The following is a 15,635-nucleotide window of genomic DNA, read 5'->3' as shown; positions in this document are numbered from 1 at the left end:
TCCCGAGGCAGTACTTCTAGCGTGCTCGAACGCGAACCGTACGGGAAAGTTACGACTCTTCACCCCTTCCGGTGGCGCGACGGACAACCGTCCGTCGCGCCTTCGGCATATCCGCTTGAGTTCTCCCGCGGCGGGTCGCCTGACCGAACGGCGACCGCCTGAACGGGAGATCGGGGGTGCCACTCGTGCGGATCGGACTGCTCACGGAAGGTGGTTATCCGTATGCGACGGGAGAGGCGAGGCTGTGGTGCGACCGGCTCGTGCGCGGGCTCCCGCAGCACGAGTTCGAGCTCTACGCACTGAGCCGCAGCGCCGAGCAGGAACGCGCACGGGTCCCTCTGCCCGAGCACGTCACCCAGGTCCGGACGGCCCCCCTGTGGGCCCCCGCCGACGACGGGCGGTCCTACTCCCGGCGCGAGCGCCGGCGGTTCGCGGACCGCTTCAAGGAGCTGGTCCGCGGGATCTGCGCCGGCGAGCCGGAACCCTTCGCCTCCGGGCTCTACGGGCTCGCCGAACTGGCCCGCGAGCAGGGCGGGCTGTACGCGGCCCTGCGCTCCGAGTCCGCGGTACGGGCGCTGGAGGCCGCCTGCCGGGCGCCGGGCGCGAGCCGCACCGTACAGGCGGCGCAGGTGACCGACCTGCTGGAATTCGTGGACGAACTGGAGCGCATGCTCCGGCCGTTGTCCCTCGACTGGTACGAGGAGCCCGGCGGGCTCGGCGCGGTCGACATCTCCCACGCGGCGGCGGGCGGGGTCGCGGCGCTCCCCGGACTGCTGGCCAAACGCTTCTTCGGAGTCCCGCTGCTGGTCACCGAGTACGGGGTCCAGCTCCGGGCCCACTACCTGGCCCAACTCGACGCACAGCACGCTGCGGAGACCCGTCCCGCCGTACGGGCCCTGCTCGCGGCCTTCCACCTGCGGCTGGCCGCCGAGATCTACGCCCGGGCCGACTTCCTGACCCCCGGGAACGCGCACGCCCGGCGCTGGCAGGAGCGGTGCGGGGCCACCCGCGAGCGGCTGCGCACGGTCTACCCGGGGATGGAGGCGGACCGATTCGCCACCGTCGGGGAGGCCGCGGACTGCGGGGACCCCGACACGCTCGTGTGGGTCGGCCGGATAGAGCCCGCCAAGGACCTCATCGCCCTGCTGCACGCCTTCGCCGAGGTCCGACGGGCCGCGCCCGAGACCCGGCTGCGTCTCTTCGCCACGGCCGTGGCGCCCGGCTACCTCGCCGACTGCCGGTCCCTGGCCGCGCAGCTCTTCCCCGACGAGGCCGCCGACTCCGTCACCGTCGGGGAGAGCCCGGTCACCTTCGAGGAGGTCGGCGGACCCGACGCCCCCTCGCCGGCCGAGGCGTACGGCGCCGGACGCGTCGTGGTGCTGTCCTCCGTGATCGAGGGCTTCCCGATCACCCTCGCCGAGGCGATGTTCTGCGGCCGGGCCACCGTCTCCACCGACGTGGGCGCGGTGTGCGAGGTCATCGGGGGCACCGGGCTCGTCGTCCCGCCGCGCAATCCGCGGGCGCTCGCCGAGGCGTGTCTGTCGCTGCTGCGGGATCCCGAGCGGGCGCAGCGGCTCGGCGCGGCTGCCCGGGCGCGGGCCCTGGAGCTCTTCACCGTCGAGCAGAACGTGGCCGCCTTCCAGGAGATCTACCTGCGGCTGCTCGCCAAGGGTTCCGTCCGGCCGGACGGGGAGGTCCCCTTCGCGCGGCCCCCGGAGGCGCGTGTGCCCGGGCACTGGACCAGCCCGACGTGGGCCCCGGCCCCGGACCCGACCCCGGAGGCCGCCGTATGACCACCGTCGACCCGGACACGGCAGCGCCACCGGCCGTTTCCCCCGCCTGGCCACTCGCTGCCGAGCCGCCGTCAGCCTCGGCGGCGTATTCAGCCTCGCCGGCGATGGAGGCGCGGGGTCCGGGGCAGAGCCCCGGCAGCGGCGCTGCACCCGTGATCCGGTCCTTCGGCTCGAGGTCCGGCGCGGCGCCGTTGCCGGGGGCGCTGCCCCCGGACCCCCGCGCCTCAAACGCCGGCGAGGCTGAACATGTCCCCGGTGGCGCTGAGTGTGCGGACCCCCGTGCGTCGAACGCCGGCGAGGCTGAACATGTCCCCGGCGGCGCCGAGTGTGCGGACCCCCGCGCCTCAAACGCCGGCGAGGCTGAACATGTCCCCGGCGCTGCTGAGTGTGCGGACCCCCGTGCGTTGAACGCCGGCGAGGCTGAGAATGCCCGAGGCAGCGCTGAGTGTGCGGGGCCTCGCGCGTCGAACGCCGGCGGGGCTGAGAGTGCCCGCGGTGGCGCTGAGTGTGCGGACCTCCGTGCGTCGAACGCCGGCGAGGCTGAGAATGGCCGCGGTGGCGCTGAGTGTGCGGGGCCCCGCGCGTCAAACGCCGAAGCCGAGGCCGAAGCCGAAGATGCCGAGCCTGAGAGTGTCCGGGGAGCGACGCCGCAGGCGGCCCGGCGGAGGGGTGGCGGGGATCCCGTCAAGGCGTTGCTGCACCGGCACCGGGAGCTGTGCGAGCGGGCCGTGGATCCGCTGGAGATCGCGGCCGGGCTGGAAGCCCACGGCATCACCGACCGTACCGCCGCCCGCTTCCGGCACCGGGACGTCTTCTCGCTCGCCGAGGAGCTGTACGCCCGGAGCCCGCGCGAGCAGGTTCCCGCCGCCGCGCCCACCCCGGTCCCGGCGGGGCCGTCGGCCTTCCGCGGCTTCGGTTACGCGCTGCTGCCCGGGGCACTCGCCTTCGGCGTGGCCGCCGCCGGGCAGGCGTGGGCCGGGCCCGCCGCCGTCGCCGCGACCGTCGCCGCCCTGGTGTGGCCCGGGCGGGCCGCAGGGGGCCGGTTCCCCTCCCTCGCGCACCTGCTCGCCGCGGCCGCCGTCGGCTGGGCCGCGTACCGGCACGGCGCCGCCCTCGCGGTCGGCCTCGCGCTGGCCGTCGCCCCCGGGCACCTGGTCGCCACCGCCTTCGCCGCCGGGGCCCGGGCGCGGCTCGACGGCAGCCGCGCCCTGGAGGACTTCGCGGACCGGACCCGGCCCCTGCTGATCGCGGCCGTCGCCGTGTTCACCGGGGCTGCCGCAGGGGCGGCCGCGCTCGCCGGGACACCGCTCCCGGTGGCCGTGCCGTTCGCCCTGCTGCTGTTCCTGACGCGGCTCCTGCTCCGGCACGCGGCCCACCGCGGACCCGTCTGCGCCGCCCTCGCCCTCGCCCTGGTCCCGGTCCCTGCGGCGGTCCTCGCCGCCGCGGCCGGACTCCTCGTCCACGCCGTCCTCGCCCTGTCCCGCGCATCGGCGCACGCGCGGCCCTGACGTCCCCGCGACCACCACCGACCTTCGGAGCCGACGCCGAATCGCTGTACCCGTACCCCGCCCCACCATCCATCCGCCCGTCCGCAAGGAGAAACAGACATGACCGGCCAGCCAACCAAACAAGGGGTCACGCGATGAGGGTGCTGCTGATCGGAGCCAACGGATACCTCGGCCGTTACGTCGCCGACCGGCTGCTCGCCGACCCCGCGGTCCAGCTCACCGCGCTCGGCCGCGGCGACGACGCCGACGTCCGCTTCGACCTCGCCACCGGCAGCCCCGGCGCGCTCACCCGCTTCCTCGACGCCGTCCACCCGGGCGTCGTCATCAACTGTGCCGGCGCCACCCGGGGCGGGGCCCGGGAGCTGACCCGGCACAACACCGTCGCCGTCGCGACGATCTGCGAGTCGCTGCGCCGCAGCGGCTGCGGCGCCCGGCTGGTGCAGCTCGGCTGCGCCGCCGAGTACGGGCCCAGCCAGCCCGGTTCGTCCACGGCCGAGGACGCCGTGCCGAGACCCGGCGGGCCGTACGGAGTCAGCAAACTGGCCGCCACCGAGCTGGTCCTGGGCTCCGGGCTGGACGCCGTCGTCCTGCGGATCTTCTCGCCCGTCGGGCCCGGCACCCCCGCCGGATCCCCGCTCGGCCGGCTCGCCGAGGCCATGCGCCGCGCGATGCAGTCGGGCGACGGCGAACTCAAGCTCAGCGGGCTCGGCGTGCAGCGCGACTTCGTGGACGTACGGGACGTGGCGCGCGCCGTGCACGCCGCCTCCCTGTCGGCCGCCCAGGGCGTCGTCAACATCGGCACCGGCCGCGCGGTCCGGCTGCGCGACGCGGCCGCCGTCCTGGCCCGGGTCGCCGGGTACGGAGGCGCCCTGCACGAGCTGGACGTACCGTACGGCGGACCGCAGCAGGGGCACGGACACCCGGGCCGCCCGGCCGGGATTGCCTCCATCGGGGCGCCCCGCTCCGAGGCCACCGCTGAGCAGATCGCCGCCGCAGCCCCCCAGCCGTACCCCTACCCCGACGGCTGCGGGGCCTGGCAGCAGGCCGACGTGCGCACCGCCCGCGACCGGCTCGGCTGGCGGCCGCGGATCAATCTGGAGGAATCGCTCGCAGACATCTGGATGGAGGCGGCGTGCCGCATCTGACCACCCCGCCGGGGGCCGTGACCGCCGCCGCGACCGAGGCGGGCCGCCTCGGCCTCGGCACCCCCGGCTACGCGCACCCGCTGCTCGCCCCCGTCGAATGGGCCGAGCTGACCCGCCCCGGCACCCCGCTGCACTGGGCCGTGCTCAACGTCACGGACGGCCCGGGCGGGCGGCCCGACCCGCACTGCACCGAGGCGGCCGCGAAGCTGCGCCGCGCGGGCGGCACGGTCCTCGGCCATCTCGCGATGCGGGGCGGATCGCGCTCCTTCGGGGAGCTGGTCTCCGACGCCCACCGCTTCCGCGACTGGTACGGGGTCGGCGGCTTCTACCTCGCCGAGGCCCCGGCCGACAAGGCGGAACTGGCCTCGGTGTGCCGGGTCGTCGACACCCTGCGCGGCCTGGGGCAGGACCTGCGGATCGTGCTCGGCCACGGCACGCACCCGTACGAGGGCTACGCGGAGGCGGCGGACCAGCTGGTCACCTTCTCCGGCACCTGGGTCGACTACCGCTGGTCGCAGGTGGCGGAGTGGACCGCGGAGTACCCGGCGGAGCGGTTCTGCCACCTCGTGCACGGGGTGCCGCGCACCCATCTCGAGGAGGCGATGCGGATCGCCCGCTGGCAGGGCGCGGGCACCATCTGGTTCACCGACCGGCGCGGGTCCGCGGACCGTGACCCATGGGCCTCGATGCCCGCGTACTGGGACGAAATCGTCTCAAGGATCGGGACAGGTGTCTTGGAATGAAGACGGGCGTGGCAGTGTTACGGAGAGAACCACCGTTAAGACGTCACCATCTACGGAGTCCCCGTGTCGCTGCCACCCCTGGTCGAGCCAGCTGCTGAGCTCACCGTTGACGAGGTCCGTCGGTACTCCCGCCACCTGATCATCCCCGATGTCGGGATGGACGGCCAGAAGCGCCTGAAGAACGCCAAGGTGCTGGCCGTGGGCGCGGGCGGCCTCGGCTCGCCCGCCCTCATGTACCTGGCCGCGGCCGGCGTCGGCACGCTGGGCATCGTGGAGTTCGACGAGGTCGACGAGTCGAACCTGCAGCGCCAGATCATCCACAGCCAGGCGGACATCGGCCGTTCCAAGGCCGAGTCGGCCCGCGACAGCGTGCTGGGCATCAACCCGTACGTGAACGTGGTCCTTCACGAAGAGCGGCTCGAAGCCGAGAACGTGATGGAGATCTTCAGCCAGTACGACCTCATCGTCGACGGCACGGACAACTTCGCCACCCGCTACCTGGTCAACGACGCCTGCGTGCTGCTGAACAAGCCGTACGTGTGGGGTTCGATCTACCGCTTCGACGGCCAGGCCTCGGTCTTCTGGTCGGAGCACGGTCCGTGCTACCGCTGCCTCTACCCGGAGCCGCCCCCGCCGGGCATGGTCCCGAGCTGTGCCGAGGGCGGCGTGCTGGGCGTGCTCTGCGCGTCCATCGGGTCCATCCAGGTCACCGAGGCCATCAAGGTCCTCACGGGCGTCGGCGAGCCGCTGGTCGGCCGCCTGATGATCTACGACGCCCTGGAGATGCAGTACCGCCAGGTCAAGGTCCGCAAGGACCCCGACTGCGCGGTCTGCGGTCCGAACGCGACCGTCACCGAGCTCATCGACTACGAGGCCTTCTGCGGCGTCGTGTCGGAGGAGGCCCAGGAGGCGGCCGCCGGTTCGACGATCACTCCCAAGCAGCTCAAGGAGTGGATCGACACCGACGAGCCCATCGAGATCATCGACGTCCGCGAGATCAACGAGTACGAGATCGTCTCGATCCCCGGCGCGAAGCTGATCCCCAAGGGCGAGTTCCTGATGGGCACCGCCCTCCAGGACCTGCCGCAGAACAAGCGCATCGTCTTGCACTGCAAGACGGGTGTCCGCAGTGCGGAAGTCCTCGCCGTCCTGAAGTCCGCGGGCTTCGCGGACGCGGTGCACGTCGGCGGCGGCGTCATCGGCTGGGTCCACCAGATCGAGCCCGAGAAGCCGGTCTACTAGCAGTCGCCCGAAGGGGCCGTACCCCGATCACGGGGTACGGCCCCTTCGGCGTTGCCCGGCCCTGCGGCGGCCCTGCGCGGCTCTGTTCAGCCCTGCAGCTCGGACGGCTCGGACGGCAGGGTCGGCGCGGTCGGATCGGACGGCGCGGCCGTGCAGACGGTGCCGGCGGCCGGGGGCTTGCCCTCGATCAGGTACGTGTTCACCGCCTCCTGCACGCACGGGTCGCCGCTGTTGTACGCGCCGTGGCCCTCGCCCTTGTACGTGAGCTCCACGCCCACACCGGGGCCGAGCCGCTCGACCATCTTGCGGGCGCCCTCGTACGGGGTGGCCGGGTCGCCCGTGTTGCCGATCACCAGGATCGGCTCGGATCCCGGCGCCGAGACGTCCGGGGTCTCCCAGGTGCCGGGGACCGGCCAGTCGGTGCAGCCCAGCATCCCCCAGCCGAGGAGGTCCCCGAAGACGGGCGAGGCCGCGCGGAAGGCCGGCAGCTTGGCCTTGGCCTGCTCCAGGGTGTAACGGTCTTTGCTGTCTCGGCAGTTGATGGCGATGTTGGCCGCGCCGAGGTTGCTGTAACGCCCTTGCTCGTCACGCCCGCTGAGCGAGTCCGACAGGGCCATCAGCAGTTGCCCCTGACCGCCCTGCGCCTCGTCGAGGCCCTGCTCCAGCAGCGGCCACAGCTCCTGCGAGTACAGGGCCAGGGCGATGCCGTTGGTCGCGAGGCTCTCGGTCAGCATCCGGTCTCCGATGCCCGGGATGGGCTTCGCGGCCAGGTCCTTCTGGAGCTTGATGATCCCGGCCTCGATCTCCTTGACGCTGCTGCCCTGGAGCGTGCACTCGTCGCCGCGGTCCACGCAGTCCTGGGAGAAGTTGTCCAGCGCGAGCTGGAAGCCCTTGGCCTGGCCCAGTGCCCCCTCCTCGGAGGTCTGGGTCGGGTCCACGACGGCGTCGAAGACGGCCCGTCCGACGTTCTTGGGGAAGAGGTGGGCGTAGACCCCGCCGAGTTCGGTGCCGTAGGAGATCCCGAAGTAGTTCAGCTTCTCGTCGCCGAGGGCCTGGCGGATGCGGTCCAGGTCGCGGGCGGCGTTCTCGGTGCCGACGTGGGGCAGGAGCTTGCCGGAGTTCTTCTCGCAGGCCTCGACGTACTCCTTGCCGGCGTCGGTGAAGGCCTTCTCCTCCTGCGGCGTGTCGGGGGAGGCGTCCTCGGCGTAGTACGCGTCCAGCTGCCGGTCGCTCGCGCACAGCACGGGGACGCTGGCGCCCACCCCGCGGGGGTCGAAGCTGACCAGGTCATACCGGGCGCGCAGGGCCTCGAACTCCTTGGCGGCGCTGGGGAGGGTGGCCATGCCGGAGTCTCCGGGGCCGCCGAAGTTGAAGACCAGGGAGCCGAGACGGTTCTTCTGGTCGCGCGCCTTGGCGCGGATCAGGGCGATCGGGATGGTCTCGCCCTCGGGCTTCGCGTAGTCGAGCGGGACGTCGAGCGTGGCGCACTGCCAGTCCTTGGGCGGGGCCTGGCCGCCGCCCTGGGCGGTGGTGGGAGCCTGGCACTCGCCCCACTTGAGCGGCTTGACCTCCGGGGTGCCGTCGGCCGCCGTCTTCTTCTCGTCGCCGTCGTCGGAGCAGGCGGCCGTGGTGAGGAGGGTGGCGGCGAGCGCGGCGGCGGCGGTGACCCGCCAGGCGTTTCTCGACATGCCCCCATCCTGTGCGCGCTTCCCCACCACCGCCCCCGCGCTGACCCATCCGGGGGTCCGCCGGCGCCTCCGTGCTTCGCCCGGCCGAGTCAGCCCCGCCGGCGTTTGAGGCGCGGGCGCGGAGCGCCGTAGGGGGTACGGACACCCCGCGGGCGCGGACCGGAACGCCCGGGCGGAACCCGGACACCCGCAGACCGAGCCGGAGGCTAGATGGCTTCCTTGCGCGTCAGGAAGTTGAACGAGATCCACCCCGGCAGCACCGGCAGCCAGAAGGTCATCAGCCGGAACAGCAGCACCGCCGAGATCGCGACCTCCTTGTCCAGCCCGGCCGCGATCAGCCCCAGGGTCAGCGTGGTCTCGACCGCGCCCATACCGCCCGGCGTCGGCGCCGCCGACCCCAGCGCGTTGCCCGCCAGGAACACCACCGCGATGCTCGCGTAGCTGATGGCCTCGCCGCCCCCGAACGCGCGGATCGACGCGTCCAGGCACATCACGAAACAGCCCGTCAGCAGCAGCATCCCGCCGATCCCGGTCATCAGCTTCTTCGGCCGCTGGAGCACGTCCAGCATGCGCGGCACCACGCCCGCGAACAGCGCCCGTACCCGCGTCACGATGAACTTCCGCATGAACGGGACCGCCGTCACCACCAGCACCAGCACCGCCACCGTCAGCAGCCCCGCGATGACCGCCCGGGACGGGGTCATCTCCGGGGTCTTCTCGGTCCCGGTCAGGTAGCCGAAGGACAGCAGCAGCAGGATGTGGCTGGCCAGCCCGAACAACTGGGAGGCGCCCACGCTCGCGACCGCCAGCCCCGGCCGGACCCCCGCCCGCTGCAGGAACCGCGTGTTCAGCGCGACACCGCCGACCGCCGCCGGGGCCACCAGCTTCACGAACGACCCGGCCACCTGCGCGACCACGGTCCGCAGGAACGACACCCGCTCGGGCACGAAGCCCAGCAGGCTCATCGCCGCCGCGAAGTAGCTCAGCGCCGAGAAGGCGAGCGCCGCCCCGACCCAGCCCCACTGCGCCTCGCCGATCACGGTCCCGAAGTCCACGTGGGCGAGCTGCGTGAGCAGGAAGTACGCACCGAACGCGCCCGCGATGAACGACACCAGCGTGCGCGGCCGGATCCGCTCCAGCCGGGCCGGCTCCACCGGCGCCTGCGGGCGGATCAGCAGCACCTGCTGGCGGATCTGGCTGAGCAGGTCCTCCTCGCGCGCCCCGTCCAGCGCGTCGTCCAGGGCCTTCTTCTCGGCCTTCCGGTCGGCGGCGGCCGAGGCGGAGACCGGAGTGGCGGAGGCCGCGGACTCCGCCTCGCGCGCCGCCTTCGCCGCGCGCGAGGATTCCAGTACGGCCTCGCGCTGCCGGTCGGCCCGCTCCCGGGCCAGCCTGCGCAGCGTCGCCCGGGTGGAACGGCTCAGCGCGATCGGCTGGAGCAGCGGCAGGCAGTCCGCCACGGTGTCGGGGCCGAGCACCGACACCGCCGAAGCCACCGACCGCTCCGCGCCGACCCGCAGGCCGAGCGTGGTCAGCAGCTGAGCGATGTCCATCCGGAGCACCAGATCGCCGGCGGCGATCTCGCCGCCCCGCAGGTCGGTGAGGATGACGTTGCCGGAACGATCCACCACCAGGGCGTCCCCGGTGAGCCTGCGGTGCGCGATCCGCCGCGACTGGAGGGCCCGTACCTGCTCCCAGGCGTTGCGGCTCAGCTCGTCGGTGATCTCCTCGTCGGGGAGCGAGTCCAGGGTCCGGCCGCCCAGGTGCTCGTAGACGAGCATCACCGCGTCCGGACCGAGTTCGGAGGTGGCGATCAGCTTCGGCGCGTTGGCCCCGGCCGCGATCGCCGCGTACGCGAGGAGCGCCTCCTGCTCCAGTGCCTGGCGCAGCGACTGCAGGCTGCGCCGGGTGGTGATGCCGCGCAGGGTGAGCCGGCGCCAGACCCGGTAGAAGAAGCCCTGGGCCTGCTGTTCGCGGTCGACGACGGTGACGTCGAGCGGCGGCCCGTCCTCCAGCGTGACGTGGTAGCGCCGGCCGCGGTCGCTGACCTCGGACGCCTCGGGGCCGTCGGGGGCCTCGGCGCGCATCGCGCTGACCGGCTGGAAGCCGACGCGGCGCAGTCCGGCGAGGAGGTTCTGCCCGGTGGGGCGCACGTTGGGCGAGCCGACGGCGTACAGGGTGCCGTACGCGACGCTCCAGCCGATCAGGACGGTGAGGATGATCGAGAACGGGGTGGTGTACCCGTTGACCAGCATGGTGAGGGCGTTGAGCAGCAGGACCACCCACAGCGCGACGCGCCAGTGGGGTCTGCGGGTCATGCCGACGGCGGTCATGTACGCGATGACGGGCGCGAGGTAGCCGTGCACCGGGTCGGTGAGGGCCCCGCCGCCCGCCGAACGGGTCAGGGCGTCCTGGATGGTGTCGGGGGCGGCCTGGGAGACCCACAGGTCGGTGGCGAGGGTCACGCCGTGCGCGAGGACGGCGGCGAGTACGCCGTCGGCGATGCGCAGGCCGTCGCGTTTGATGAGCCGCTCGATGGCGAAGGCGACGGGCAGCAGCAGCACCGCGATGCTGGACACGAGTGCGGCGACCTTGATCAACAGGTCCGGCGCCTGGCCGGTGCCCTTGTTGATGTCCTCCTCCAGGCCGACGGTGGTGCCGTGGGCGAAGGCGGCGACGGCGAGCACGACGGCGATGCCGAGGATGCCGACGAGCAGGCGGACGAGGTCGGAGGGGCGGTGCACGCGGGCGGCGAGCAGCGGTTCGTCGACCTCGACCTGGTCGGCGGCCGTGGGGGCGTGGCCGTGCGGGCCCTCCGCGCCGTCACCGTCACCGTTGTCACCGTTGCCGTTGCGGTTGGCTGCGCCTTCGGTGTCGCCGGCGGGGCGCCGGGGCTCCGGCGGTGTCTCCGGCCGGGTCTGCGGCAGGGTCTCCGCGTGGGGGTCGGGGCGGGAGTCCGGGCCGTCGTCAGGGCGTGCGTCGTCGTCCGCCGCCGCGCCGTCCGGAGGGCTCACACCCTGCTCCTTCGTCGTCACATCCGTCTCTTCTTGATCACGTATCACCAGTCACCGCCCGGAAGATGGTGGCACGGACCGGCGTGCCATCGGGGCAGCAGGGTGCGCGCCGGTCCGGAACCGAGACTTCCGCCGGTGGGCGGCCGGCGTACTGCACCATGTGCTGAATGAGTGAAGAGCTGCCCGCGTACGCGGAGCGCGTGCTGGAGGTGGTCGAGCGTATTCCGCCCGGCCGGGTGATGACGTACGGGGACGTCGCCGAGTGGCTCGGCGAGGGAGGACCGCGCCAAGTCGGGCGTGTCATGGCCCTGTACGGGGGAGCCGTGCCCTGGTGGCGCGTCGTACGGGCGGACGGACTGCCGCTGCCCGGCCACGAGCCGCGCGCCCTGGAGCACTACCGGGCCGAGTCCACGCCGCTGCGTCTGACGCCCGGAGTCGGCGGTGAGCCGCGGCTGGACATGCGGCGGGCGCGCTGGGACGGGGCCCCCGGACAGGACGGCACGCGCGACGAGGCTCACACCTGACAGCTTCGGCCATGCGCGGCTTGAGCGGGCGATCGGGCGACCGTGCGAACGCCCGTCCGGGGTACCCGGGTGGACTGCGCGGCGCCCGCCGGTTGCCGTAGCGTTGCCTCTTCGGCTTCCGCGGGAGCCGTCACGGCAGCACCGGCACACCGCGCGGACCCGGCGGCCCCCGCCGGAAACGCAGACCCAGCAACACCCGTAGACCCACCAGGACCGGCACCTCACGTGATCACCTCTTCCTCTTCCGACCGCACCGAGCGGCGGCGCACGCGGACCCCCGACGCGTACCGCCTCGTGCGCACCGGGCCGGAACGGGTGGATCCCCCTGTGCTGGACGCAGCGCAGCGGGCGGTGGTTGACCACGCCCGCGGACCGCTGCTCGTCCTGGCCGGACCGGGCACCGGGAAGACGACCACGCTGGTCGAGGCCGTCACCGCCCGGGTGGAAGCGGGCACGGACCCCGCCCGCATCCTCATCCTCACCTTCAGCCGCAAGGCGGCGGTGGAACTGCGCGACCGGGCCGCCCTGCGCCTCGGCGGCGCGCGGGCTCCGCAGGCCACCACCTTCCACTCCTTCTGCTACGGCCTGGTCCGCGCCCACCAGGACACCGACCTCTTCGCCGACCCGCTGCGACTGCTGTCCGGCCCCGAGCAGGACGTGATGGTCCGCACCCTCCTGGAGGGCCAGCGGCGCATCCGTTCCGTCCACTCCATCCGCTGGCCGGACGACCTGCGGGCCGCGCTGACCACGCGCGGGTTCGCCGACGAGGTCCGGGCCGTCCTCGCCCGCGCCCGCGAACTGGGCCTCGGCCCGCAGGCCCTCGCCTCGTTCGCCGACCGCATCGGGCGGCCGGACTGGAAGGCGGCGGCCGCGTTCCTCTCCGAGTACCTGGACGTCCTGGACATGCAGGGCACGCTGGACTACGCGGAACTCCTGCACCGGGCGGTGCTGCTCGCGGAACGCACCCCGTCCCTCGCCTCCGCCTACGACGCGATCTTCGTGGACGAGTACCAGGACACGGACGCCTCGCAGCTGCGGCTGCTGAAGGCCCTGACCGGGCCGGGCGGCACGCTCGTCGCCTTCGGCGACCCCGACCAGTCGATCTACGCCTTCCGCGGCGCCGACATCAACAACATCCTGGACTTCGAGTCCGCGTTCGCGGGTGCGGCGGTCACCGCCCTGACGGTGGGCCGCCGCTCCGGCGCGGCCCTGCTCGCAGCCACCCGCCTCCTCACGACCCGGATGCCGCTGCCCCGCCTCCCGGCGGCCGCGGTCCGCGCCCACCGCGAGCTGCGCGCCGCGCGGGAGGGCGGCCGGGTGGAGGTGTTCACCTACCCCACCGCCGGGGCCGAGCTGGACAACATCGCCGACATCCTGCGCCGGGCGCACCTGGAGGACGGCGTGCCCTGGCAGGACATGGCCGTCCTGGTCCGCGCCGGCGGCCGCACCCTCCCGGCGATGCGCCGCGCCCTGATCTCGGCGGGAGTCCCGGCCGAGACGGACGGCACGGACACGCCGCTGCGCCACGAACCGGCCGTCTCCCCCCTCCTGACGGCCCTCCGCATCACGGCCACGGCGGTAACGGCCACGGCCCCGGAGACCACGGCCCCGGAGACCCCGGCCGCGGACCCGACCGCCGACGCGGAGCCCGATGCCGCCGAGGCCCCGACCCCCGCCGCAGGCGACGCGGGTTTGAGGGCCGAGCCCGGCGTTCCCGACGACCCGGAGGGCGGCCGGGCCGACGGGGATGTCCCCGCCCCCGGCTCCGCGGAGGCGGCCCCGGCCGCAGGCCTGGCCGAGGCCGGTGCGGCTGACGCCGGCGGCGGTGAGGCGGGCGAGCTCGCGCGTGTCTTCGGGGCGGGTGGGCGGGAAACATCCGCTGACGCCGACGCCGACGCCGACGCCGACGCCGACGCCGACGCCGACGCCGACGCCGACGCCGACGCCGACGCCGACGCCGACGCCGACGCCGACGCCGACGCCGACGCCGACGCCGACGCCGACGCCGACGCAGGCGCAGGCGCAGGCGCAGGCGCAGGCGACCCCGGTCCGGAGGCCGAGCCCGGGAATCCTGCCGACCCTGCCGGAGGCATCACCGTCGAGGCGGCCCTCACCCTGCTCGGCTCCCCCCTCGGCGGGATGGACGCCGCCGACCTGCGGCGGCTCGGCCGCGCCTTGCGCGACGAGGAGCGCGCCGCGGGCGTCAAGGTCCCCGCGCCCTCCGACGTGCTGCTCGCCCGCGCCCTGGCCGAGCCGGAGCGCCTCACCGCGCACGACCCGGCGTACGCCCGTGGCGCCCAGCGCCTCGGCCTGCTCCTGCGCAAGGCCCGCGAGCTGCTCCAGGGCGGCGGCACCGCCGAGGAGGCCCTGTGGATCCTCTGGGACGGCACCCCCTGGCCCCAGCGCCTGGAGCGGAGCGCCCGCCGCGGCGGCGCCGCCGGCCGCAACGCCGACCGCGACCTCGACGCCGTCTGCGCCCTCTTCGACACCGCCGCCCGCGCCGAGGAACGCACCGGCGGCAGCGGCGCGCTCAACTTCCTCGAACAACTGGAGGCGGAGGACATCGCCGCCGACACGTTGACGGCCCGCGCCACCCGCTCCGACGCCGTCCGCCTGATGACCGCCCACCGCTCCAAGGGACTGGAGTGGTCCCTCGTCGTCGTCGCCGGCGTCCAGGAGGGCCTGTGGCCCGACCTCCGCCGCCGCGGCTCCCTCCTGGAGGCCGACCGCATCGGCCGCGACGGCCTCGCCGAGCCCCTCACCCCCGGCGCCCTCCTCGCCGAGGAACGCCGGCTCTTCTACGTCGCGGCCACCCGCGCCCGCGACCGCCTCGTCGTCACCGCCGTCAAGGCCCCCGCCGACGACGGCGACCAGCCCTCCCGCTTCCTCACCGAGCTCGGCGTCCCCCCGCGCGACATCACCGGCCGCCCCCGCCGCCCCCTCGCCGTCCCCGCGCTCGTCGCCGAGCTGCGCGCCACCACCGTCGACCCCGACGCCTCGCCCGCCCTGCGCGACGCGGCCGCCCGCCGCCTCGCCCGCCTCGCCGCGCTCACCGACGACGAGGACCGCCCGCTGGTCCCCGCCGCGCACCCGCAGCGCTGGTGGGGCCTGTACGAGCCCACCCGCAGCAGCGTCCCGCTCCGCGACCGGGACCGGCCCGTGGCCCTGTCCGGCAGCGCCCTGGAACAGCTCGCCAACACCTGCTCCCTGCAGTGGTTCCTCGGCCGCGAGGTCAAGGCCGACACCCCCTCCACCGCCGCCCAGGGCTTCGGCAACGTGGTCCACGTCCTCGCCGACGAGGTCGCCTCCGGCCGTACCCCCGCCGACCTGGCCGTCCTCATGGAACGCCTCGACTCCGTCTGGGACGCGCTCGCCTTCGACGCGCCCTGGAAGTCCCGCCAGGAGAAGGACAACGCCCGCGCCGCCCTGGAGCGCTTCCTGCGCTGGCACACCACCGACCGCGGGGGCCGGGAGGCCGTCGCCACGGAGCACGAGTTCGACGTCACGCTCGAAGCCGGCGACGTCGCCGTCCGCATCCGGGGCTCCATGGACCGGGTCGAGGCGGACCCGCAGGGGCGCGCGTACGTCGTCGACTTCAAGACCGGCAAGGCGTCGCCCACCAAGGCCGAGGTCGACCGGCACCCCCAGCTCGCCGTCTACCAGCTCGCCGTCCGCGAGGGCGCCGTCGACGAGGTCTTCGACGGCCTGCGCCCCGCGTCCGGCGGCGCCGAGCTCGTCCAGCTCCGCCAGGCCGCGCCCAAGAAGGAGGGCGGCGACGCGGTCCCGAAGATCCAGGCCCAGCAGCCCCTCGACGGGGAATGGGTCGGCGATCTCCTCGCCACCGCCGCCGGCCGGGTCCTGGACGAGCGCTTCGCCCCCGCCGCGGGCCGGCACTGCGACCACTGCTCCTTCCGCAGCTCGTGCACCGCCCGCCCGGAAGGCCGCCAGACCGTGGAGTGACCAGGACGACGGCGGAGGCGC

Annotated in this window: 9 protein-coding genes; 7 read left to right on the top strand and 2 right to left on the bottom strand. The window is 74.3% G+C overall.

What is annotated here, in order from left to right; all coding sequences use genetic code 11:
* Positions 1 to 185 precede the first annotated feature (185 nt).
* The 5 genes from pelF (at position 186) to moeZ (ending at position 6,431) form a co-directional block, all read left to right on the top strand.
* Entirely contained in the window at positions 186 to 1,793 is a 1,608-nt protein-coding gene (gene pelF / locus OG534_RS12420) for a GT4 family glycosyltransferase PelF (protein WP_326593571.1), read from the top strand.
* Between the two features lie 692 nt (positions 1,794 to 2,485).
* The gene (locus OG534_RS12415) at positions 2,486 to 3,301 is read left to right on the top strand and encodes a hypothetical protein (RefSeq protein ID WP_326588145.1); all 816 of its coding nucleotides are present in this window, start codon (positions 2,486 to 2,488) and stop codon (positions 3,299 to 3,301) included.
* 134 nt (positions 3,302 to 3,435) lie between these two features.
* Positions 3,436 to 4,446 (top strand): NAD-dependent epimerase/dehydratase, encoded by a 1,011-nt coding sequence (locus tag OG534_RS12410; RefSeq protein ID WP_326588144.1) that lies wholly within the window; start codon positions 3,436 to 3,438, stop codon positions 4,444 to 4,446.
* Positions 4,434 to 5,189, top strand: coding sequence for a spherulation-specific family 4 protein (locus tag OG534_RS12405; RefSeq protein WP_326588143.1), 756 nt, complete (start codon positions 4,434 to 4,436; stop codon positions 5,187 to 5,189). The genes OG534_RS12410 and OG534_RS12405 overlap by 13 nt, the downstream gene beginning before the upstream one ends.
* A gap of 63 nt (positions 5,190 to 5,252) precedes the next feature.
* Positions 5,253 to 6,431: an adenylyltransferase/sulfurtransferase MoeZ gene (gene moeZ / locus OG534_RS12400; protein ID WP_326588142.1), complete on the top strand. Its 1,179-nt coding sequence runs from the start codon at positions 5,253 to 5,255 to the stop codon at positions 6,429 to 6,431.
* A gap of 86 nt (positions 6,432 to 6,517) precedes the next feature.
* Here the strand turns inward: moeZ and OG534_RS12395 are convergent, their stop codons facing one another.
* Positions 6,518 to 8,119, bottom strand: coding sequence for an alpha/beta hydrolase (locus OG534_RS12395; RefSeq protein ID WP_326588141.1), 1,602 nt, complete (start codon positions 8,117 to 8,119; stop codon positions 6,518 to 6,520).
* A 206-nt stretch (positions 8,120 to 8,325) separates the two neighbouring features.
* Positions 8,326 to 11,178, bottom strand: coding sequence for a lysylphosphatidylglycerol synthase transmembrane domain-containing protein (locus tag OG534_RS12390; RefSeq protein ID WP_326588140.1), 2,853 nt, complete (start codon positions 11,176 to 11,178; stop codon positions 8,326 to 8,328).
* 119 nt (positions 11,179 to 11,297) lie between these two features.
* Between OG534_RS12390 and OG534_RS12385 the strand changes: the two genes are divergently transcribed.
* Positions 11,298 to 11,654 (top strand): MGMT family protein, encoded by a 357-nt coding sequence (locus OG534_RS12385; RefSeq protein WP_326588139.1) that lies wholly within the window; start codon positions 11,298 to 11,300, stop codon positions 11,652 to 11,654.
* Positions 11,655 to 11,882: 228 nt separating this feature from the next.
* Complete coding sequence (locus tag OG534_RS12380) at positions 11,883 to 15,614, top strand: ATP-dependent helicase (protein WP_442807225.1); 3,732 nt, start codon at positions 11,883 to 11,885, stop codon at positions 15,612 to 15,614.
* Positions 15,615 to 15,635 lie beyond the last annotated feature (21 nt).

The organism is Streptomyces sp. NBC_01294 (assembly GCF_035917235.1).
Taxonomy (GTDB): Bacteria; Actinomycetota; Actinomycetes; order Streptomycetales; family Streptomycetaceae; genus Streptomyces; species Streptomyces caledonius.
This window is presented reverse-complemented; position numbering and strand designations above follow the sequence as displayed.